The organism is Nonlabens ulvanivorans (genome assembly GCF_000732625.1).
GTDB lineage: Bacteria > Bacteroidota > Bacteroidia > Flavobacteriales > Flavobacteriaceae > Nonlabens > Nonlabens ulvanivorans.
In genome coordinates, this window is record NZ_JPJI01000026.1 from 304,964 (window position 1) to 328,231 (window position 23,268).

At 34.7% G+C, this 23,268-nt stretch carries 19 protein-coding genes; 15 read left to right on the forward strand and 4 right to left on the reverse strand.

Annotated elements, in window-relative coordinates:
- The gene (locus IL45_RS05185; RefSeq protein ID WP_036581151.1) at nucleotides 1-852 is read right to left on the reverse strand and encodes a hypothetical protein; all 852 of its coding nucleotides are present in this window, start codon (nucleotides 850-852) and stop codon (nucleotides 1-3) included.
- Nucleotides 853-988: 136 nt separating this feature from the next.
- On the opposite strand from IL45_RS05185, the gene gcvP reads away from it, so the two are divergent.
- Together gcvP and IL45_RS05195 are read left to right on the forward strand one after the other, a co-directional pair.
- The gene (gcvP, locus tag IL45_RS05190; protein WP_036581153.1) at nucleotides 989-3,826 is read left to right on the forward strand and encodes an aminomethyl-transferring glycine dehydrogenase; all 2,838 of its coding nucleotides are present in this window, start codon (nucleotides 989-991) and stop codon (nucleotides 3,824-3,826) included.
- Nucleotides 3,827-4,065: 239 nt separating this feature from the next.
- A complete protein-coding gene (locus IL45_RS05195) occupies nucleotides 4,066-5,124 on the forward strand; it encodes a 3-oxoacyl-ACP synthase III family protein (protein WP_036581155.1) in 1,059 nt (352 codons plus the stop codon).
- A gap of 133 nt (nucleotides 5,125-5,257) precedes the next feature.
- On the opposite strand, the gene IL45_RS05200 is transcribed toward IL45_RS05195, so the two are convergent.
- Nucleotides 5,258-5,998 carry a peptidylprolyl isomerase gene (locus IL45_RS05200; RefSeq protein WP_036581157.1) on the reverse strand — a complete coding sequence of 247 codons (741 nt, stop codon included), beginning with the start codon at nucleotides 5,996-5,998 and terminating at the stop codon, nucleotides 5,258-5,260.
- Here IL45_RS05200 and IL45_RS05205 point away from each other — a divergent pair.
- The 8 genes from IL45_RS05205 to IL45_RS05240 all read left to right on the forward strand — a co-directional run bounded on the left by IL45_RS05205 (nucleotide 5,989) and on the right by IL45_RS05240 (nucleotide 13,931).
- Nucleotides 5,989-6,645, forward strand: coding sequence for an NUDIX hydrolase (locus IL45_RS05205; RefSeq protein WP_081866540.1), 657 nt, complete (start codon nucleotides 5,989-5,991; stop codon nucleotides 6,643-6,645). The two genes, IL45_RS05200 and IL45_RS05205, sit on opposite strands and share 10 nt — an antisense overlap.
- The gene (locus IL45_RS05210; RefSeq protein ID WP_036581160.1) at nucleotides 6,638-8,464 is read left to right on the forward strand and encodes a T9SS type A sorting domain-containing protein; all 1,827 of its coding nucleotides are present in this window, start codon (nucleotides 6,638-6,640) and stop codon (nucleotides 8,462-8,464) included. Before IL45_RS05205 ends, IL45_RS05210 begins: the two co-directional genes overlap by 8 nt.
- Nucleotides 8,465-8,539: 75 nt before the next feature.
- Nucleotides 8,540-9,343: a lysophospholipid acyltransferase family protein gene (locus IL45_RS05215; protein WP_036581162.1), complete on the forward strand. Its 804-nt coding sequence runs from the start codon at nucleotides 8,540-8,542 to the stop codon at nucleotides 9,341-9,343.
- Nucleotides 9,344-9,369: 26 nt separating this feature from the next.
- Entirely contained in the window at nucleotides 9,370-10,137 is a 768-nt protein-coding gene (locus tag IL45_RS05220; RefSeq protein ID WP_036581164.1) for a hypothetical protein, read from the forward strand.
- Nucleotides 10,138-10,217: 80 nt separating this feature from the next.
- Nucleotides 10,218-12,641, forward strand: coding sequence for a phenylalanine--tRNA ligase subunit beta (pheT, locus tag IL45_RS05225; protein WP_036581167.1), 2,424 nt, complete (start codon nucleotides 10,218-10,220; stop codon nucleotides 12,639-12,641).
- Nucleotides 12,642-12,750: 109 nt separating this feature from the next.
- The gene (locus tag IL45_RS05230; protein ID WP_036581169.1) at nucleotides 12,751-13,470 is read left to right on the forward strand and encodes a hypothetical protein; all 720 of its coding nucleotides are present in this window, start codon (nucleotides 12,751-12,753) and stop codon (nucleotides 13,468-13,470) included.
- An 85-nt stretch (nucleotides 13,471-13,555) separates the two neighbouring features.
- Entirely contained in the window at nucleotides 13,556-13,747 is a 192-nt protein-coding gene (locus IL45_RS05235) for a hypothetical protein (protein ID WP_146128661.1), read from the forward strand.
- Nucleotides 13,737-13,931 (forward strand): hypothetical protein, encoded by a 195-nt coding sequence (locus IL45_RS05240; protein WP_036581174.1) that lies wholly within the window; start codon nucleotides 13,737-13,739, stop codon nucleotides 13,929-13,931. Before IL45_RS05235 ends, IL45_RS05240 begins: the two co-directional genes overlap by 11 nt.
- A 75-nt stretch (nucleotides 13,932-14,006) precedes the next feature.
- On the opposite strand, the gene IL45_RS05245 is transcribed toward IL45_RS05240, so the two are convergent.
- Nucleotides 14,007-15,626: an ABC-F family ATP-binding cassette domain-containing protein gene (locus IL45_RS05245; protein ID WP_036581176.1), complete on the reverse strand. Its 1,620-nt coding sequence runs from the start codon at nucleotides 15,624-15,626 to the stop codon at nucleotides 14,007-14,009.
- 138 nt (nucleotides 15,627-15,764) lie between these two features.
- On the opposite strand from IL45_RS05245, the gene IL45_RS05250 reads away from it, so the two are divergent.
- Nucleotides 15,765-17,219: a TlpA family protein disulfide reductase gene (locus tag IL45_RS05250; protein WP_036581179.1), complete on the forward strand. Its 1,455-nt coding sequence runs from the start codon at nucleotides 15,765-15,767 to the stop codon at nucleotides 17,217-17,219.
- A 59-nt stretch (nucleotides 17,220-17,278) separates the two neighbouring features.
- On the opposite strand, the gene fsa is transcribed toward IL45_RS05250, so the two are convergent.
- Nucleotides 17,279-17,932: a fructose-6-phosphate aldolase gene (fsa, locus tag IL45_RS05255; RefSeq protein WP_036581181.1), complete on the reverse strand. Its 654-nt coding sequence runs from the start codon at nucleotides 17,930-17,932 to the stop codon at nucleotides 17,279-17,281.
- Nucleotides 17,933-18,056: 124 nt separating this feature from the next.
- Between fsa and IL45_RS05260 the strand changes: the two genes are divergently transcribed.
- From IL45_RS05260 to IL45_RS05275, 4 genes are all read left to right on the forward strand, one after another.
- Nucleotides 18,057-18,857, forward strand: coding sequence for an SUMF1/EgtB/PvdO family nonheme iron enzyme (locus IL45_RS05260; protein ID WP_036581184.1), 801 nt, complete (start codon nucleotides 18,057-18,059; stop codon nucleotides 18,855-18,857).
- 48 nt (nucleotides 18,858-18,905) lie between these two features.
- Nucleotides 18,906-19,859 (forward strand): calcium/sodium antiporter, encoded by a 954-nt coding sequence (locus IL45_RS05265; RefSeq protein WP_036581187.1) that lies wholly within the window; start codon nucleotides 18,906-18,908, stop codon nucleotides 19,857-19,859.
- A gap of 118 nt (nucleotides 19,860-19,977) precedes the next feature.
- Nucleotides 19,978-22,164 (forward strand): glutamine synthetase III family protein, encoded by a 2,187-nt coding sequence (locus IL45_RS05270; RefSeq protein ID WP_036581190.1) that lies wholly within the window; start codon nucleotides 19,978-19,980, stop codon nucleotides 22,162-22,164.
- Between the two features lie 95 nt (nucleotides 22,165-22,259).
- Entirely contained in the window at nucleotides 22,260-22,949 is a 690-nt protein-coding gene (locus tag IL45_RS05275; RefSeq protein ID WP_036581193.1) for a hypothetical protein, read from the forward strand.
- The last annotated feature ends 319 nt before the right edge of the window (nucleotides 22,950-23,268 follow it).

A 23,268-nucleotide genomic window follows, 5' to 3' on the forward strand; every position in this document is an offset into this window, starting at 1 on the left:
TTATATCGCCCAAAATATTATCAACCATAATAATGGTATAGCCTCAACAAAAAAGCTAGCATAATAATCTGACTTAAATTTACCTGAAAACCATATAGCTGCTCCAGTTATAGTAACCATAATGATCTCGCTGTATTGAATATCTTCAATTTCAAAATTTTGAAAATATAGCAATAAGAGATAAAGTACACATAAACACAATCCGATATATTTAGATACTTGAACTCCTAGTACTTGTGGTAATGTCTGTAGTTGTTCCTCATCATATTTTAAGTCTCTAATTTCAAAAGGTATACAAAGCGCTATTACTAAAATGAAAATTTTTAAAGTATGAAGCTCGATATAATGACTAGGCAAAAAACTCAATTTATAGTCATTAATCAGGTGTGCAGCAGGTATTGTTTCATAATATAAAAATTGAGGTATAGCGATAATTAAAATAGCCCAAACAATAGAAACAGAAAACAATTTAAAAAATGGGCTATACCTTAATCCATGACCTTTCCAAATGGGTAAAACATATAACAAGTTGATTGCTGTTATCATCATTAATAAGATCAACGCATAACCACTTATTTCTAGTTTTATTAAAACTGCCAAAGCAATTACTGTTGCCATAAGTGATAACAACTTATAAGTGATGTTAAACCCTAGTGGCTTTTTAAGCCATAAAAAGCCGTATTTAATTAAGTTATATCCTGCAATGGCAGAGCAAAATAAAAAAATATAATATCCAAAAGGAACATATAATTCATAGACGTTATTATAAACAATAGCCAAAGCCACAAAGCAAATTGCCACGTGTAAACTACTGCGTATATAAAAGTCTAGAATTAATTTTAATAACCTCATCATTCAAATTTACAGCGCATAGTTAATAACTAGGTTAAAAAGGTTGAAAAATACATCCATTTCTTGCGAACGCTTGTTAGTTTAAAAGTCTTAAACGACTACTTTTGCACTATCTCAAATAGACCATATAAGTACTATGAATACAGATCGTTTTGCCCTAAGACATATCGGACCTCGCAAGGCAGACCTTGCGCCCATGCTAGAAACAATAGGTGTAGAATCTATTGACCAACTAGTTTATGAAACCGTTCCAGAAAACATACGCCTTAAACAAGATTTACAGCTAGATACTGCTATGAGTGAATATGAGTTTTTATCTCATATTAAAAAATTAGGTGATAAGAATAAGCAATTTAGATCTTATATAGGTCTAGGTTATAACGCTCCTATAACACCTGCGGTAATCCAAAGAAATATTTTGGAAAATCCAGGATGGTATACTGCCTATACACCTTATCAGGCAGAGATTGCTCAAGGCCGTCTAGAAGCTTTACTTAACTTCCAGACCATGATCACTGATCTTACTGGTATGGAGTTAGCAAACGCATCTTTACTAGATGAGTCTACTGCTGCTGCAGAAGCAATGACATTACTATTTTCAGTAAGAGAAAGAGCTCAGAAAAAAGACAAGGTTGTAAAATTCTTTGTAGATCAAGATGCCTTACCACAAACTAAAGAGCTTTTAAAGACTCGCGCTATTCCTCTAGGTATAGAGTTAGTAGAAGGTAATCCACAAGAAATAGACGTAAATGCAGGATATTACGGTATTCTATTACAATATCCTGGTGCTAGTGGTAATGTAGTAGATTATACCGCTTTTGCAAAAAAATGCCAAGAGAACAATATACGTATAGCAGTATCTGCAGACATACTTTCCTTAGTACTACTAGAAGCTCCTGGACATTGGGGTGCAGATGTGGTTGTGGGAACAACACAACGCTTTGGGATACCACTAGGTTATGGTGGACCACACGCAGCATATTTTGCAACACGCGAAGAATTTAAAAGACAAATTCCAGGTCGTATTATAGGTGTTACAAAAGACACTGATGGAAAACGTGCACTGCGTATGGCGTTACAAACGCGTGAGCAGCACATTAAAAGAGATAAAGCAACTTCAAACATTTGTACCGCACAAGTACTACTAGCAGTTATGGCTGGTATGTATGGTGTTTACCACGGTCCACGTGGTTTGAAATTTATCGCAAATAAATTACATTCTCAAACAGCAACACTTGCAGACGCTGTAGAGAAATTAGGTATTTATCAAACTAACGAAAACTTCTTTGATACGTTAAGTTTTAAAGTAGATGCTGAGGCCGTTAAAAAAGAGGCTTTGGCTTTAGAAATCAATTTCTATTATCCAGATGCTGAAACAGTTCAGGTTTCTTTAAATGAAACTACTTCTTTGGCAGACTTGAATGACATTGTTTCTGCTTTCGCGAAAGCGGTAAATAAAGACTTTACTCCTATTACTGAACTTTTAGATAGCACTCATTTAGGAACTGGTCGTCAAACTGAGTTTATGACCTATGAAGTATTTAATTCTTATCACTCAGAGACAGAATTAATGCGTTATATCAAAAAATTAGAACGAAAAGATCTAGCATTAAATCACTCAATGATTGCGCTGGGTTCTTGTACAATGAAATTGAATGCCGCTGCAGAAATGCTACCACTTTCAAATCCGCAATGGGGAAATATTCACCCGTTTGTACCAGTTGATCAAGCTCAAGGTTATCAAGAAATGTTGAATAAATTAGAACTTCAATTAAATGAAGCTACTGGTTTTGCAGGTACTTCTTTACAGCCTAATTCTGGCGCACAAGGTGAGTTTGCTGGTTTAATGGCAATACGAGCATATCATCATAGCCGTGGAGATCACCACAGAGATATTTGTTTAATTCCATCTAGTGCGCATGGTACTAATCCGGCAAGTGCAGTGATGGCTGGTATGAAAGTTGTCGTTACTAAAGCGCTAGAAAACGGAAACATCGATGTAGATGATTTACGTGAAAAAGCCCTTAAACATAAAGATAACTTAAGTGCTTTAATGGTAACTTATCCTTCTACACATGGTGTTTATGAAAGTGCCATTAAAGAAATAACAGGTATCATCCATGAGAACGGTGGACAGGTTTATATGGACGGTGCAAATATGAATGCGCAAGTTGGGTTAACGAATCCTGGTAACATCGGTGCAGATGTTTGTCACCTTAACTTACACAAAACATTTGCTATCCCACATGGTGGTGGTGGACCTGGTGTAGGACCTATATGTGTGGCGCCACAACTGGTTCCATTCTTACCTAGTAATCCTATTATTCCAACAGGTGGTGATCAGGCAATTACACCTATCAGTGCTGCGCCATATGGTAGCGCATCTGTATGCTTAATTTCTTATGGTTACATCTGTATGTTAGGTGCAGAAGGCTTAAAACGATCTACAGAGTATGCGATTATCAACGCAAACTATATCAAAGAGCGCCTTAAAGGAAGTTATGAATGTCTATATACTGGCGAGAAAGGTCGTGCGGCACACGAAATGATTATAGACTGTCGTCCTTTTAAAGAACATGGTATTGAGGTAGTTGATATCGCAAAACGTTTGATGGATTACGGCTTCCACGCTCCTACTGTATCGTTCCCAGTAAATGGAACGATGATGATTGAGCCTACTGAGTCTGAGTCTAAAGAAGAAATGGATCGTTTCTGTGACGCTATGATTTCTATTAGAAAAGAAATTGCAGAATGCTCTAGTGATAATCCTAATAATGTCCTTAAAAACAGTCCTCATACTTTACAGATGATAACGAGTGACGACTGGGAACTACCATATACTAGACAACAAGCAGCATATCCGTTAGAATACATTGCAGATAATAAATTCTGGCCTACCGTGCGTCGTGCAGACGATGCTTATGGAGACCGTAATTTAATGTGTACTTGTGCGCCTATGGAAGAGTATATGTAGCATTTAATGTTTATACATTTTAATAAAAAAAGGCCAAATTGACCAGCAGTTAATTTGGCCTTTTTTAGTAATACAGCAATTTAACAGGTATTTACTATGCAGTGCATTATATTATTCGCAACGAAATCGTTGTAAACGTAGAAAATTCTTAAACAACAGAAAAGTTCTATATATTAAGCTTTCAATTATTAGGAAAACATCGCATTTATCACTTTTTTTGTCTTTACAAGTTGATGAACATGAGAGCAAAAATTACAGGAGTAGGTAGTCATATACCTGATGTAGTGAGAAAAAATGAAGAATTCATGAATCATGAGTTCCTTAATAATGATGGTAGTTCCTTCGGTAGTGACAATGCTACTATAATTGAAAAATTTGTAGCAATTACTGGTATTGAAGAACGTCGTTATATGGACGACAAACTCGTTACTAGTGATATTGCAACTTTTGCAGCACAAAAAGCCATTGACGATGCAAAGTGTGATCCTGAAACATTAGATTTTATTATAGTTGCTCATAACTATGGAGACGTAAAAGCAGACGGTAGTTCTAGTGATATGGTTCCTAGTCTCGCAAGCCGAGTTAAAAACAAACTGGGTATTAAAAACCCAGCTTGTGTAGCATATGATGTCCTTTTTGGGTGTCCAGGATGGGTTCTAGGTTTGACTCAAGCAGACTCTTTTATAAAATCAGGCCTTGCAAAAAAAGTCCTCGTAATAGGTTCTGAAGCCCTATCTAGAGTAGTAGATCCTCATGATCGTGATTCGATGATTTATTCTGATGGTGCTGGTGCGGTGGTAGTAGAACCTAGCACTGACGAACACGGTATACTAGGTCAGGCAACAGCAACTTATACTGAAGAAGAGGCATTCTTTATTTTTAATGAAACCTCTTATAATAAAGACTTACAAGACAAGACTAAATACATTAAAATGTATGGACGTCGTATTTATAACTTTGCACTCTCTAAAGTACCTGAAGGTATGAAGGCCGCTATGGATCAAGCTGGTGTTGACATTAAAGACTTGAAAAAAATCTTTATTCATCAGGCAAATGAGAAAATGGATGAGGCTATTGTAGAACGTTTCTACAAGTTGTACGATATGGAAGTACCTCGTGATATCATGCCTATGATTATACACAAACTAGGAAACAGCTCTGTAGCTACAGTTCCTACGGTAATGGATCTAGTAGTACGAGGTAAAATGCCTCAACACAAAGTAGAAAAAGGTGATGTAGTCATGTTTGCAAGTGTTGGTGCTGGTATGAATATTAACGCCATTGTATATCGTTACTAAAAACGACCTTTAATAATAATTTAAAAGACACCTTATCTACTATTGAAAAGGTGTTTTTTTTATGTTCTATTTTTAAAACTACTACCCTATAATATAACTTTTATCGCATTCAAAATCAAAGTATTAAAAACATTTACTCCATCACACTCATCTCAATATAAATATCCGTTTTAGGCCAGTCTCTTGAATCGGTTTCAACTTTTGAAATCGCTTCGGCGACATCCATGCCTTTAGTAACACGACCAAAAATAGTGTGCTCACCATCCAGATGTTTTGTAGCACGTAGTGAAATAAAAAAGTCAAAAGGATTATGCCAGTTTTCTGGGTTATTCTCCCAATACTTTGCACTACTCAAAGTACCATAAGAATGTTTTACGTCGGGTAAAATATGCATAGGTAATTGATAATTTCCTGCACTACCCTTTTTCTGTGCAGTAATCATATTATCACTATTCCCAGCTTGAACTATAAATCCCTTAACTGCTCGATGTACTACGGTCTCATCAAAATATCCATTATTAATCAAAAACAGAAAACTAGCTCGATATAAAGGTGTTTCTTCAAACAATTCCATTTCTATATCACCATACGTCGTTGTCATTAGCACCTTAGTCTCGGGATGTTCTTGAGCATATCTAGTAAAAAAAACCTCTACAGAATCTTGAGGAATATATGGTAATAAACTATCTCCTTTTCTATTAACACTGCGCTTATAGAACCTAGCAATTTCTTTTTCCTTACGTTCTTTTAAGACCTGTTCTTTAGTACGTGTCTCTTCTATTTTAACATGTACCGGCGTTTCTTTTTGTGAACTATCTTTACAACTTAAAGTAAAGAGTATCACTAATATAAAAAACAGACCATTTGATTTCATTTAACGCATTTAAAGATTCGGTTTCAAAAATAAAGAAAATGCCTTTACCAGGTTTTGAAGCGCAACTTAAAATGGCTGCAGTAGAACGACTAGAAGAATTGCAACGCGAGTCGCTACGTAAAAAAACACCTCGCAAGGCAGCTGTTATGATGCTAGTATATCCCGTAAAAGATATCGCTCATTTTGTTCTCATCGAACGCATGATTTCTAAAGGTGCTCATAGTGGTCAGATAGCATTTCCTGGCGGCCGTAAGGAAGAAGAAGATCAAGATGATGCTGTTACCGCTATAAGAGAGACTCATGAAGAAGTAGGCATAATGCCAGAACATCAAGAAATTATCACTGCAGGCACTCCTATCTATATTCCTCCTAGTAATTATATGGTAGCTCCTTTTCTCGCTTTCGCGAAAGCGGAATTAAAATTCACAAGACAGCCTAGCGAGGTTAAATCTATCATAGAGGTACCATTACATGAGTTAATGGACCCTACAAACGTGAGCCAACATACACTCTCTACTAGCTATGCAACAGATATAACAGTACCATGTTATTATCTACAAAACCAAGTCGTTTGGGGTGCTACTGCAATGATGCTCTCAGAATTTAAAACTATGTTACAAGAAAGTTTATCTTTAAGGCATGACTAAAAAGGCTTTTTTTATAACAGTGCTACTGGGACTACTTTCAATTGTGGCACTGGCTCAAGAACGTGTATTTATAGACTTTGGCTCTACTAATGAAGATCTAGCAAGTCGGGAATACATCAACAATATTTCAACCAGTTATCAAGCTGGCTATTCAAACGGTGTATTATTATATAATCATTTAGGTGTTTCATCAGGAATTAACCTCAAAGTGCATGACGCTTGGTTAAATATTAACCTATCAGGTTCATTAGACCCTTCATATCAGGTGAACGTTGCTCAATCTGCAAGTAGAGATAGTTTTTTTGGTGCCACAAGTTCATTTAATGGCGGCACTCAGGTGACAGGTGGATTTAAATTAAGACAGTTAGATCCTAATAAATTTTACAGCTTTTCATTTTTTGCTTCTAGAATGAATGTAACTGATAATCGTGAAACTTCGTATACAGTTAATGGTAACACAACTCAAGTCGTAAACCTAAACGCTTCAAATAACACAACTCAAAAGATTGAGGTTTATAATATGCAACCAGACAGTAATGGCGAGATAGAGATTACTGCAACAGCTGGTGCAAACAATACAAACAGTTATGGATTTTATTATCTCAACGCTCTTGAAATACAAATCGATAACACACCTATCTCTCAATTTATTACACAACAAAATTTGCTACTCACCTATCCCATACAACAATCAACTTGGGAAGTAGGTAAAACGGTTCCATTATCGTGGATTAGTGAAGGTATCGATCAGGTTACCTTAGAATACTCTATCGATGGTGGAAATACCTTCAACAATATAGCAACAGTTCCTTCCACAGATCGGAGCTATGATTTTACCGTTCCCAATTCCCTTTCTAGTAATGTGATTATAAGATTAAGTGATGGAAGCCAAGTAATAGACAGTGTACCTGTTACAATTATACCAAATGACAATACCGTTTATCGTATAATTGTGCTAGGCTCTTCTACAGCTGCTGGAAGTGGTCCTTCAAACCAGTATAACGCTTGGGTATGGAAATACCGCCGTTACTTAGAACAATTAGACACACGTTATGAGGTTATAAATCTGGCACAAGGTGGATTTGTTACCTATAATATTTTACCTACTGGAACCACAATACCTGCAGGTGTTAATAAAACCATTAATATAGATAAGAATATAACTAAGGCTGTCAACCTTAATGCACATGGAATTATCATCAATCTACCATCTAATGATGCAGCTGGCAACTATCCTGTAACAGATCAATTGCATAATTATAGTTTAATCTCTCAAACGGCTTCTCAAAATCAAATACCATTATGGGTGGCAACACCACAACCACGTAACTTTCCAGCAAACGGAAGTCAAGTCGCTATACAAACACAAATGGTCACAGAAACATATAACACTTTTGGAACTTTTGCTGTAGATTTTTGGACAGGTATAGGTAACACTGCCGGAAATCAAATATTACCAGCATATAATAGTGGTGATGGTGTGCACGCTACAAACGAGGCTCATCAAATATTTTATGAAAGACTATTATTAAAAGATATACACGGCACTGTTAAAACACAGGTGGACGCAGCACTATCTATACCTGATGAACAACAGATTGAGCTAGCCTTATACCCTAATCCGGTTAAACATTTACTATTCTTAGAATCTACGAGTCCTATTTCAACAGTAAAAATTTATAATCAACTAGGTCAATTAGTATTAGAAAATCACCATACTGTAAACATGATTAACTTACAAGATTTACAATCAGGTTATTATGTTGCTCACATCTACATAAATGATAAAATTTACTATAGAAAAGTGTTAAAAAATTAAACGATTTTAAATGTGATTAACAGCTAGTATCCTTACAATCCCTATCTTAGCCGTCCCTTAAACTTAAATGACTCTATGGGATTATTCAAAAAAAATCCTTTCGGACATATACTATGGATTAAACGTTTTTTAATACGCTTTTTAGGTGTGTTATCTCACAGACGTTTTAGAGGTTTTAATGAATTACAGATTGAAGGAAGTGAGATTTTGAGAAACCTACCAGAACAAGGTGTTCTTTTCATTTCAAATCATCAGACCTATTTTGCAGACGTGGTAAGCATGTTTCATGTATTTAATGCTGCCTTATCTGGCAGACAAGATTCTATTAAAAACGTAGGTTATCTGTGGAACCCTAAACTTAATATCTATTATGTAGCCGCAAAGGAAACCATGACCAGTGGATTTTTACCGAAAGTGTTTGCTTACGTAGGCGCGATTACCGTAGAACGTACCTGGCGTGCAAAAGGAGAAGAAGTAAATAGATCTGTTAATCCAGATGACACTAAGAATATAGGTGTCGCCTTAAATGATGGCTGGGTTATTACATTTCCTCAGGGAACTACAAAACCATTTAAACCTATTAGAAAAGGTACTGCCCATATCATTAAACAATATAAACCTATTGTTGTTCCTATTGTAATTGATGGTTTCCGTAGAAGTTTTGATAAAAAAGGACTACGTATTAAAAAACGTAATATTCTACAATCTATGGTCATTAAAGAACCACTAGATATCGATTATGAAAATGAAAGCGTAGAATCCATCGTAGAAAAAATTGAATATGCTATAGAACAGCACTCATCATTTTTAAAAGTGATTCCACAAGAAGCATTAGAAGAAATGGAAGAGTTGAATCAAAAACGTAAATGGGATTACTAGAAACATTTCTTTAAATACTTTTCAGATTGGAAACTTTCATCTTTCTTACTTTTCTACTGACTGCACTAGCCATGATAGGCTTTGTAGTAGGAATGTTTTTTTTAATAAGATGGTTTGCAAGAAAAGCCAATAAAGAAAAGTCACCACAGCAGACTCAAAATGAAAAGCAGCAGTTGCTGGCACGTGTTGATTATATGAAAAAGTCCCTTGTTCCTTGGGGTGATCGTAGTTTTACAGATATATCTTCATGGATGACTTATCAATTTTCTAAAGGAATGACGAGACGGCTAGTAGGAACCGTTTATGCAACAGATCAAAAACCTATCATGGCTTTCAGTCGTATAGAGCGAGGTTTTAGATCTGATGGACAATTCTATGTGGGCTCAACGATTTTTAACTTGGGCTATGAAGTGAAAGAAGATACCATATACATTACTCTCAATAATCAATATTTAGGTAGTATTACAAATTCAGGTGGTCTCTTTAACTCACAAGGAAATTATATAGGTAATGCCGTTCACCCGACAAAGATTTCTATAAATTCGGGTAACTTCAGGTATCGCTTTGGTGATTCTAGCTATGAGGTTATTATCAATGACAAGAAATTAGCGACCGTTTATGTTGCACCTAATTATGCAGATTTTGAAGAAGGCCTTTTCAAAAACAACTTTAATGAAAACGCTATTGGACAACCTATAATGTCATTACTCAACACACCATCACCAGAAGAGGAAAAATGGTTACTCGCCATTGCTGTTTTAGAAATAGTACATCATGGTCATTGGATGATATAAACCTAATGTGATTATATGGGATACGCTTTCGCGAAAGCGCCATTAATACTATCTTTACTGCCTTAAAAAACTACAATTATATGAAGGTTTCTTACAACTGGATACGTCAATTTATAACTGTTCCTGAATCAATTGAAGAGCACGCAGCTTTGCTCACTTCTCTAGGTTTAGAAGTAGAAGGTATTGAGAAATTTGAAAGCGTAAAAGGAGGATTGCAAGGTATTGTAGTAGGTCACGTACTGGAATGTGTGAAACATCCCAATGCTGATAAACTTAAACTTACCAAAGTAAATATAGGCACTGAAACAGTGCAGATTGTATGTGGCGCACCTAACGTAGCTGCTGGGCAAAAAGTACCGGTAGCCACCATAGGCACTACACTATACACAGAAACTGGTGAGGCATGGAAAATCAAAAAAGGAAAAATACGTGGTGAAGAAAGCCATGGTATGATCTGTGCCGAAGATGAACTGAACATAGGTACATCACATGATGGTATCATGGTTCTAGACGCATCATTAGAACCAGGAACATTATTTAGTGAAGTAATAAATATAGAAAATGACTATACTATAGAGATTGGACTGACGCCTAATAGATCTGATGCGATGTCACACCTAGGTGTTGCACGTGATTTAAGAGCAGGACTTGCGATTGAAGGAGATTTATTAGAGTTTATCACGCCATCTGTAAGTAGTTTTCATGTAGACAACCGTTCACACAGAGTTGATATAGCAATTGATCAACCAGAACTTGCACCTAGATATTGTGGTGTTACACTTACAGGTTTAACTATAAAAGATTCTCCAGATTGGATTCAAAATAGATTAAAAGCCATAGGTATTGCTCCTAAAAATAATGTCGTTGATATAACTAACTATGTGATGCATGAGTTAGGTCAACCACTGCATGCTTTTGATTTAAGCGCCATTGAAGGAAATAAGATTGTTGTAAAAACATTACCGGCTGGAACTAAGTTCACTACTCTAGATGAGGTAGAACATGACTTACATGAAGAGGATTTAATGATTTGTGATGGTGTAAAACCATTATGTATTGCAGGTGTTTATGGTGGATTAAATAGTGGTGTTAAAAAAGGGACTAATTCTATCTTTTTAGAATCTGCATATTTCAATCCAGTAAGCGTACGTAAAACGGCAAAACGTCATGGTTTTAACACAGATGCTTCTTTTAGATTTGAACGTGGCATAGACCCTAATATTACAGAATATGCACTTAAGCGTGCTGCCTTATTAATAATAGAAACTGCTGGTGGAGAAATAAGTAGTGATATCACTGATGTTTATTCTCATAAAATTGAGGACCAACAGGTTTTTCTTCCCTTTTCTAAAGTCAATTCTTTAATAGGAAAGGAAATACCTAAAGAAGAAATCAAGAGTATTCTTAGAACATTAGATATTCACGTTAATAATGTAACAGAAACAGGATTAGGTCTGACAATTCCTGCATATCGCAATGATGTTACTAGACCAGCAGATGTCATTGAAGAGATTTTACGTGTTTATGGATATGATCGCATAGAAACTAGCGATAAACTAAATGCTAGTATTGCAAAAAGTTCGAGGTTAGACAATCATAAACTACAAAACCTAGTAGCACAGCAACTTGCTGGTCAAGGCTTTTATGAAATGATGGCAAATAGCCTTACCTCTGATAAATACCATACACTTACAGAGCAAATATCTCCAAAGAATGAAGTGCGCATGTTAAATCCTTTAAGTAGTGATTTATCTGTTATGCGTCAAAGCATGATCTATGGGGCTCTAGAGGCTGTTTCTCATAATATTAACCGTAGACAAGAGAATTTAAGATTGTTTGAATTCGGTAATACTTATCATCAATATCAAGAAAGACAATTTACAGAGCAAAAGCATTTAAGTTTAATAACTACCGGTGCTATACATGAACAAAGTTGGAATAATACATCTCGCACGGCTGACTTCTTTTACTTAAAAGGTGCCGTAATAAGTGCTCTTAAAAGATTAGGTATTACTAAAATAAATGAGAAACCTACTAAGATGGATTTCTTAAGTGAAGGAATATCATTGAATAGCGGTACTAAAATCGCAGATCTTGGAGTTGTTAAAAAGAAGGTATGTAAATCATTTGATATAGATGCAACTGTGCATTATGCAAATATCTATTGGGATGAAGTATTGAAATTAGTAAAAGAAGATCGCAAATCGGTAACTGCAATACCTAAATTTCCTGCTGTTAAAAGAGATCTAGCTTTATTAGTTAACGATGAGACTAGCTTTAAGGAATTACATGATATTGCCTTACAAACTGAGAAAAAACTCCTCAAAGAGGTTCAACTATTCGATGTTTATGAAGGTAAAAATCTTGCAAAAGGTAAAAAATCCTATGCATTAAGTTTTTTATTACAAGATGAAGTAAAAACACTTACTGATAAACAAATCGATAAAGCGATGCAAAAAATACAACAGCAACTAGAAAAACAAGCTGGAGTAGAACTACGTTAAAATATATCTTTAACTGATAGCTTTTAAACTCCTTTACGACATAGTTTGTGAAGGAGTTTTTAAATTTAAAAAATTCCTCATATTTTTAAATATCTAATTATAGGAATTTATGTTTGAGCGCACAGATATTGAACAACAACTACAGAAAGCTAGAGATAAAAAGTATCAAGAGGTTGATATTCTAGAACAAGTATCTCAAATTCTCAAAGATGATCAGTTGAAAGAGGATGCTATTATGGCTCGCATGAAAAGCCCTCAAAAACCAACTCCTCGCAATCAATTTAACCTTGATTTACTAGAGACCAATCGCATATATCATATTGATCAAATAAGGGACATATGTGTGGATTATAGATTGAGATTTCTAGATACTAAGTATTTTAAAAACGAGATTCCTCAAGAAGCCGTGAGCATTATTAAGCAAATGGAAAAGAGACATCATATCACTATGAAAGGTTTTAAGATAGTCGCTCCTTCAAAAATGTTTAAATTAGAAAATGCTGATGACCCATTACTTTTTGCTCCTATAGGAAATGGATACTTTTATTTGATTCATAAATGGGGAAATGATTTAAGTCCGATGAGAAAAATATGGGCTTGGTCCTTTAAATGTTTTGAAAACTTAATAGTCTCAACTTTATTAGTGAGTTTATTGATAAGTGCACTTGTACCTGGAGGCGTTTTCTCACCAGAAACTAGCGGGATTCAATTCGTATTAATTTTCTTTTTTATGTTCAAATCAGTTGCGGCAATAGTTCTCTACTATTCTTTTGCAAAAGGTAAAAATTTTAATACCGCCATATGGAATTCAAAATATTTTAACGCCTAATTGCTTATTCAAAAACAAGGCAATGAAACGCTCCTATTTTTTAATAGGAGCGTTTTTTTATTATCTTGCTTTCATATATTTAAATATGAAAACTAGAAACCCATTTTTAGGAGGTATCATTGCCGCAGTAATGATTGGATTTGGTTCTTGGAGACTATACAATCATTTTATTCTAGGACAAGAAATGCCCACATGGCGAGTAGTCTTATCAGTAGCAATAGTAGTTTACGGGCTTGTCGTGGCCTATAATGCTTTGATTAATAAAAATGCAGAATAAAGAGTCCATCAAATTTTTTCTAGGACTCGCTTTTTTAGGATTAGGAGCTTGGAAGATTTATGAGCGATTTATGTTAAATAAAGACGTCTCTAATTTTCAACTAGTAGGTTCAATTTTCTTAGTAGGTTTAGGGTTATACCGAGGATTTGAGTATTTTAAAAATAAAAAAACTAAGTCTGAATAGACTTAAAATATACCCTACTAAAAAACCCATTTCTAAAAACAGAAATGGGTTTTTTAATTTTATAACATTGGAAGTTTAAGAATTATACATCTTATTTCTTAGCTCTCTAATTGCTTTATCATCCATATACTCTTCAAATGTTGTGTAACGGTCGATAACTCCATTAGGTGTTAATTCAATCACTCTATTACCTACCGTTTGTGCAAACTCATGATCATGTGTCGTAAGCAGTACCGTACCTTTAAAATTCTTTAAACTATTATTTAAAGCTTGTATAGATTCCAGGTCAAGGTGGTTAGTAGGCTCATCGACGATAAGAACATTTGCTCTCTTCATCATCATACGAGATAGCATACATCTCACTTTTTCTCCTCCAGAAAGTACTCTAGCACTTTTCAGTGCCTCTTCACCAGAGAAAATCATCTTACCTAAAAATCCACGTAAGTGAACTTCTTCACGCTCTTCTTCAGTTTGAGCATATTGTCTTAACCAGTCCACTAAGTTCAAATCAACGTCAAAAAACTCTGCATTATCGACTGGTAAATAGCTTTGATTTGTAGTAATTCCCCACATAAAAGTACCTGCGTCTGCTTTCATTTTATCATTTATTATTTGATAAAAAGCGGTCGTTGCACGGCTATCTCTAGAAAACACAACTACTTTATCACCTTTTGCCAGGTTGATATCGACATCTTTAAACAGCACCTCTCCATCAATTGATGCAGCAAGTTTTTCTACATTTAAGATTTGGTCTCCAGCTTCTCTTTCTCTTTCAAAAATAATTGCAGGATAACGACGTGATGAAGGTTTGATTTCTTCAATATTTAATTTATCAATCATCTTCTTACGAGAAGTTGCTTGTTTAGATTTTGCCATGTTTGCACTAAAACGTGCGACAAATTCCTGAAGCTCTTTCTTCTTCTCTTCGGCTTTCTTATTAGCTTGTGCTTTTTGTCTAGCCGCAAGTTGTGAAGATTCATACCAAAACGTGTAGTTACCACTGTATTGATTTACTTTACCAAAATCGATGTCTGCAATATGTGTACATACAGCATCTAGAAAGTGACGGTCATGCGATACGACAATGACTGTGTTCTCATAATTTGCTAAAAAGTGCTCTAACCACGAGATTGTTTCATAGTCCAGATCGTTAGTAGGCTCATCCATTATAAGAACATCTGGATTACCAAATAATGCCTGAGTAAGTAACACACGTACTTTAAGTTTATTATCCATATCACCCATTAAGGTGTAATGGTACTCTTCACCTATACCTAAGTTAGAAAGTAAAGATGCCGCAGCACTATCTGCATTCCATCCATCCATTTCTTCAAATTGTACTTGCAGCTCTCCTATCTTCTCTGCATTCTCATCAGTATAATCTGCGTAAAGAGCATCAATTTCAGTCTTTAATTTATACAAAGGCTTATTACCTTGCAGCACCGTTTCTAGAACCGTAACCTCATCATAGGCATTGTGATTTTGCTCAAGAACAGACATGCGTTTACCAGCCTCTAACGAGACATGACCGCTTGTAGGTTCCATTTGTCCAGTTAAAATCTTTAAAAATGTAGATTTACCGGCTCCATTTGCACCTATAATTCCATAACAATTACTACCACCAAACTTTGCGTGAACATCATCAAAAAGGACGCGTTTACCAAATTGAACAGATAAATTAGAAACTGATAACATATTTTTGTCTTTGAGCGTGCAAAAGTACTGATATTATTAGGTATTTACCACATTGATTTTGTTGTTTTTAACAGCTCATTAACTAGTTATCGCACATATAAATGTTTCTTTTGCTATTAGCCCAAATGAGTACCGTTAATGATTTTTTATAGTCTGCTTTCGCGAAAGCGTAATTATCTTCTTATTAGCTCCTTAATTACTGGAGTACTATTACTATTTACCTCATGTAAGGAAGATAATTCTAATGCTGTTACTCATATTTCAGGTAAAATTATCAATGCTCATAAAGAATTTGTAACCTTAAAAGATTTTAATGGCTTAACAGATACAATTCCTTTAGCGGCAGATGGTTCTTTTTCAAAATCGTATAACTCACTTAAACCTGGTCTATATACATTTGCACATCCTGGAGAATATCAGTCTGTATATCTTTCACCTGGAGACAGCACTGTTTTAAGGCTTAATACTAAGGCCTTTGATGAAACTCTAGCTTTCTCTGGAACACATTCAAAAGAAAATAATTATCTTATTAATCTTTTTGTGCAAATTGAAAAAGATGATCGTGAATTTCTTAATAATTATAAGTTATCACATACAGAATTTAAAAAAGTGTTAGATAGCATTACCGAGGCTAGAATATTAAATCTAGAATCTATTGCTGAAGAACATTCACTAGATCCAGATTTTTTGTGCCATGCAGATAAGGTTTTTAAATTTTCAATGTGGTCAAAAATAGAGCGCTTTCCTTTTGTACACTATGGTAAAAATGATTTTTTAGAAAGTAAAGAATTGCCGCCTTCATTTTATTCTTACAGAAAAGATTTTGACATAGATGACAAATCACTACTTAATAATATAGCCTTCAGACCTTATGTAAATTCCCTGATTTCTAACCTTGCATTTACTAGCCTGGCAAAAGAATTAGGATCAGGTGTGCTGGTAGACCGATCTAGTTTAAAATATCAAAAGAAGAGACTGGCTGTAATTGATAGTTTATTTTCACGTGGAATAGTTAAAGATATTTTTGCTTCTAACATTACGCAACATTTCATAATGAATCGTAAAAATGCTAATGAGATTAATGAATTAGTTGACTTATTCACAAGCATGACTGACGATGCTGAGTTAAAAAACAGAATTACTACTACAGCATCTACCTACATTAAACTGGATCCTGGTAATGAAATGCCTAACATTAAGATCCAAAACACTAATAGGGATAAAATGGAATTATCTGAGCGTGTAAAGAAACTGACGGTCTTATTCTTCTGGTCTGATGATGAGCGTGAATATGCAATAAGAGTACACGATAAAATTAAAGATTTAAGACTTAAGTATCCTGAGATTGATTTTATAGGTATTAATCTAGATGATTCTGAAGGTAATCAATGGGAAGAAGCTTATGAGCGTTATAGTTTTAACTCTAACATGGAGTATCAAATCCTAAACACCTCACCGGTGACCGCACAATTAGCATTGCGCAATGATAATCGCAGCATGGTAATTGATAAAAATCTCACGATAATAGACCCTAGTATTAATCTATTTCATTATCAAATAGAAACAACGCTGTTGGGTTATATTAACAGATAAAGATTAAATAAAAAAGGCTCGCAATGCGAGCCTTTTTTATTTAATAACTGAGCTATCTCTTAATTCCCTTTCTTATAATCTGCAAGAAATTTTGCAAGACCTATATCTGTTAATGGATGTTTTAATAAACCTTCAATCGAACTTAATGGTCCTGTCATAACGTCTGCCCCTAATTTTGCACAGTCAATCACATGCATGGTATGTCTTACAGATGCAGCCAGAATTTCTGTATCAAAACCATAGTTATCATAAATCATTCTGATTTCAGCAATTAGGTTTAAACCATCTGTAGATATATCGTCTAATCTACCTATGAATGGAGATACATAAGTGGCACCTGCTTTTGCTGCAAGTAATGCCTGTCCTGGACTAAAAACTAAAGTGACATTAGTCTTAATACCTTTATCACTAAAATACTTACAAGCTCTTACACCATCCTTAATCATAGGTAACTTTACAACGATCTGGTCATTCATTGCAGCTAGTGCTTCTCCTTCTTTAACCATCCCTTCAAAATCTGTTGAAATCACCTCGGCACTTACGTGTCCATCAACAATATCACATATCTTCTTGTAGTGATTTAAAATATTCTCGCTACCTGTTATACCTTCTTTTGCCATAAGAGAAGGATTAGTGGTTACTCCATCTAGGACACCCATCGATTGGGCTTCGGCAATTTGATCTAGGTTTGCGGTGTCAATAAAAAATTTCATAGTTGTGATGTGTTATTATAAAAGTTGATGTTAAGTAGTTGCAAAAGTCGTCAATGTAATGTCTAAATTTGTAACCTTGTAGTCTTAAGATATTAAATGTTTTTAACAGCTAAGTTTTACTTAAATGAGTTTATTAAAAAAATTACCATTACCATTATTTATCCTTATTATTTTAACCATCAGCTGTGGACCTAAACCTAGCAATACTGAGGTTGCGATTGAGTTAGAAGACACATCAATCCCACCTGGAACCATTAAACTTACCGACAAGTTGTATATTGATAGAGTACCTGTTACTAACCTTATGTATTCTGAATTTTTAGATCATTTAGGCAACTACTGGTCTGAGAAGAAACATGAGAAAATGAAATCTTACCCATCCTATGGATTAGAAGCAGACTCTGTTTTCCAACCATATAACGGTAGTACAAGATTAATGATAGGAGCTACATTAGACCCTAGATTAATGGTAACTCCTAAACTCACACTAGGAAACTATACCAGCCACCCATATTACCAATGGCATCCTGTAGTTCACGTATCACAAGAAAAAGCTGAGCTATTCTGTAAATGGCGCACAGATATGGTAAACGCAGTTTATGGTATACGCAGTAAGAATGAGAATCAAAGATCCCAATATCCAACAAAAGTTTCTTATCGACTACCTAGTGAGAAAGAGATGATTGCTGCTCAAAACTTACTAGACAAGCAATTAAAACTACTTACCTATCAAGATGAGATCTATAGCTATGCTGGAGATTTTTACAAATTCAGAAGAATTCAAGACGACTATCACATGGCTGTTTTTGAAATGAAAGAATTGTCTAAAAACGGACCTTACTTACCTTTATATAAATCACTATCTTATTATGAGGCTAAAGAACTGAATACAGGTTTCCGTTGTATATGTGAGGTTACCCCATAATTAAACCATCCTAGTTATTCTATAAATCATTCTATACCTTCTTCTCTTATGAGTTTATTTTATTTATTAATAGGTTTAGTTCTTTTAGTCATAGGTGGTGAATTTCTAGTAAGATCATCTGTGGGATTATCTTTAAAGTTAAAACTATCTAGAATGATCATTGGGCTCACAGTAGTATCATTTGCTACTAGTGCTCCAGAATTAATTGTCAGTATTCAATCTGCATTAGATGGACTTTCTGGATTAGCTTTAGGTAATGTTATAGGTTCTAACATTGCAAATATCGCTTTGGTATTAGGAGCAACAGCACTCATCGCACCACTAGCCATTGACAAAGATTTCTTTAAATTTAACTGGCCATGGATGATGGCTTTTAGTATCGTATTATATATTCTTTTATTATCTGACAACAACTTAGTGCGATGGGAAGGTGGCGTTTTATTAGGTGGAATAGTCATTTTCTTGGTTTTACTTATAAGACGAGCTCGCAAGAATCCAGAAGCTGTTAATGTTGAAGAGGAATTACAAGAAACTAAATGGTGGAAGATTTTCATGTTTTTAGTCTTAGGAGGACTCGCATTATGGCAAGGAAGTGAGTTACTAGTTAAAGGTGCTGTTGATATTGCAGCTAGTCTAGGAATTCCCGAAAGTATCATTGCAGTTTCCATGGTAGCCTTAGGAACATCTGTTCCTGAACTAGCAGCTTCTATAATAGCCGCATTAAAAAAAGAGAAGGCAATTTCATTAGGAAACCTTATAGGGTCAAACATCTTTAATATAGGATCAGTTCTCGGTATCACCGCTTTAATCCAACCTATACAGATCAACCCAGAAGGAATGGGATTATTAAATAATGATATCTACTGGATGTTAGGCATCTCGTTTGCTTTATTACCACTAGCGTTTTTACCTAAAGCTTATAATATTTCAAGATATAAAGGTATACTATATCTAGCAGCCTACCTGCTATTCATTTACCTCGCCTTCGCCACCCTATCATAACTAAGGGGTTATTCACATATTTTAATGTTTTGTTGATATTACATCCCTAAAAAAACAAGGGTTGATTTATAAAAAGTGTTACTTTTGCGGTGTATTATTATAAAAATAACACCACATCATGTCTACATTAAGATTTAATGCTTTAAAAGAAACACTCAATCGCCAGCCTATTGAAGTGAATGAACCTAAACGTCGTAGTGAAATATTCGGTAAGAATGTTTTCAATAAGCACGCGATGCGTCAGCATTTGACGAAGCAAGCTTATAAAAGTGTCATAGACGCTATGGAAAACGGCACAAAAATAAGTCGTGAAGTAGCAGATCATATTTCAACAGGTATGAAAGAATGGTCTATCCAAAATGGCGCAACACACTACACGCACTGGTTTCAACCTCTTACTGGTGGAACTGCAGAGAAACATGATGCTTTCTTTGAACTAGAAATGGATGGTGAAGTGATTGAGAAATTTGGTGGCGGACAATTAGTTCAACAAGAGCCAGATGCCTCTTCTTTCCCTAATGGTGGAATAAGAAACACATTTGAAGCTCGTGGATACACTGCTTGGGATCCTACATCTCCAGCTTTTATAATGGGAACTACCCTATGTATTCCTACTGTATTTATCGCTTACACAGGAGAAGCCCTAGATAATAAAACTCCACTTTTAAGATCATTACAAGTGGTAGATCAAGCAGCAACTGATGTTTGTAAATATTTTGACAAAAACGTTTCTAAAGTAATCGCCACTTTAGGATGGGAACAAGAATACTTTTTAATAGACGCTGCACTTGCTGACTCACGTCCAGATTTACAACTAGCTGGTCGTACATTATTAGGTCACTCATCTGCTAAAGGACAACAACTAGATGATCATTACTTTGGATCTATACCTTCTAGAGTATTGAACTATATGCGTGACATGGAAACAGAATGTATGCTATTAGGTATACCTGTTAAAACACGTCATAATGAGGTGGCTCCTAATCAGTTTGAGCTTGCTCCTATTTTTGAAGAAGCAAATCTAGCGGTAGATCATAACTCTTTATTAATGGATGTGATGCGCAAAGTAGCTTCACGTCACAATTTTAAAGTATTATTCCATGAAAAGCCATTTGCAGGAGTAAATGGTTCTGGAAAACACAACAACTGGTCTCTAGCTACTAATACTGGTGTGAATTTACTATCTCCAGGTAGCACACCTATGAAGAATTTACAATTCTTGACATTCTTTGTAAATACGATTAAAGCCGTACATGATAATGAAGAATTAATTAGAGCTACCATCGCTAGTGCATCAAATGACCACCGTTTAGGAGCAAATGAAGCGCCACCGGCTATTATTTCTGTATTCATCGGTTCGCAATTAACTAAAGTTCTTGACGAACTTGAAAAAGTAACTGATGGAAAGCTTTCTCCAGAAGAGAAGACAGACCTTAAACTTAACGTTGTTGGTAAAATTCCAGAAGTAATTTTAGATAATACAGACCGTAACCGCACATCACCATTTGCGTTTACAGGAAATAAATTTGAATTACGCGCCGTAGGTTCTACAGCAAACTGTGCAAACCCAATGACCGTTTTAAACGCGATTGTTGCACAACAATTAATTGAGTTCAAATCTGAAGTAGATGCTCTAATTAAAGACAAAAAGCTTAAGAAGGACGAAGCTATCTTTAATGTATTACGTGAGTACATTAAGCAATCTAAAAAGATACGTTTTGAAGGTGATGGATATGGGGAAGCATGGGAAAAAGAAGCTAAAAAACGTGGCTTAAGTAATAATAAAACGACGCCTACAGCTCTTAAAGCAAAAGTTTCTAAGAAAACTATAAAGCTTTTTGAAGACTTAAACATCATGAGTAAGATCGAGACAGAATCTCGTTATGAAATTGAAGTTGAAGAATATGCAATGCGCATCCAGATTGAAGGACGTATCCTAGGTGATATCGCACGTAATCATGTGATTCCTACAGCAGTTAAATATCAAAACAGATTGATAGAAAACGTAGTAGGATTAAAAGAAATCTATGGTAAAGAATTCAAGAAAGTAGCAAAAGAGCAAATGATTCTTATTGAAGAAATCTCAGAGCATATTGAGAAGATCAATAAAGGAATTACAGAAATGACTGAAGCTCGTAAAAAAGCAAATAACGCAAAAAGTGCTGAAGATACTGCAGCTCAATACTGTGATAAAGTAAAACCTTACTTTGACGTGATTCGTTATAGCTGTGATAAACTAGAATTATTAGTAGACGATGAATTATGGCCACTGACTAAGTACCGTGAATTATTATTTACACGTTAGTATTACTAAAACATAAATGATATAAAAGCCTCTAATTTAATTATTAGAGGCTTTTCTTATATTTATACTTTCGAGAAAGTCATTAAAAAAATAGAATGCTCAAAAACTATATACCATTATTATTAATACTTCTTATCGCTCTTAATGCGAACAGTCAAAGACTAGACTCACTCACTTTTCATTTTGATACTGTTATTGAATATGACGAAATTCGCAAACACGATAAGAAAATTTTTAAACGATATATCTATATTAATCCTGAAAATCCTGATGTTCATTTAATTTCATACGAAAAAGACAACTTACGAATCTATAAGCTAAAAGGGAAAGCACCTAAAGTATCAATCTCTCACCAAAAAGATAGCTTATTATTTTTTAATGAAATAATAATTGATGTAAACGGCGACTTGAGCAATCACCGCGAACCATTTTCAATTAAATTTAACACCAATAAATTTAGAACAAAATGTAAAACTAAAACAATAGTTAATAACGATTCAATAATAAAATCTGAATCTAAAATAAAAGTTTACTCCAGTTTTGGAGGTGTTAAGAATCAACTTGCTGTTAATCAAGAAATACACATAGATTATAACAGAAATCAAATACCTATCAAAATTTTCACTTGGTATTCTGGAGAAATAGCAAAACATACAGACTCATTAACTCAAGGATTAATGACTTATTTTAAAGACAGCTACGATGGTGATGCTAAAGATGGAATTGAGCTAAAATTAGTAAGTATTAACAAATATGATCTAAAATTGAAACTCAGAAAATTATAAAAACAAAAATACACTTAAGGTTATATTACTCTATTTTAAAAACCAATTCTACTTGCCGCTCAATACTGTGATAAAGTAAAACCTTACTTTGACGTGATACGTTATAGCTGTGATAAACTAGAATTATTAGTAGACGATGAATTATGGCCACTGACTAAGTACCGTGAATTATTATTTACACGTTAGTCTAACTAAAACATAAATGATATAAAAGCCTCTAATTTAATTATTAGAGGCTTTTTTTAATAAACGCTTTCGCGAAAGCGTGGTTATAAGAAACAGGAACCACATTTTAAAAAACAGAATGGTTTTATTTAAA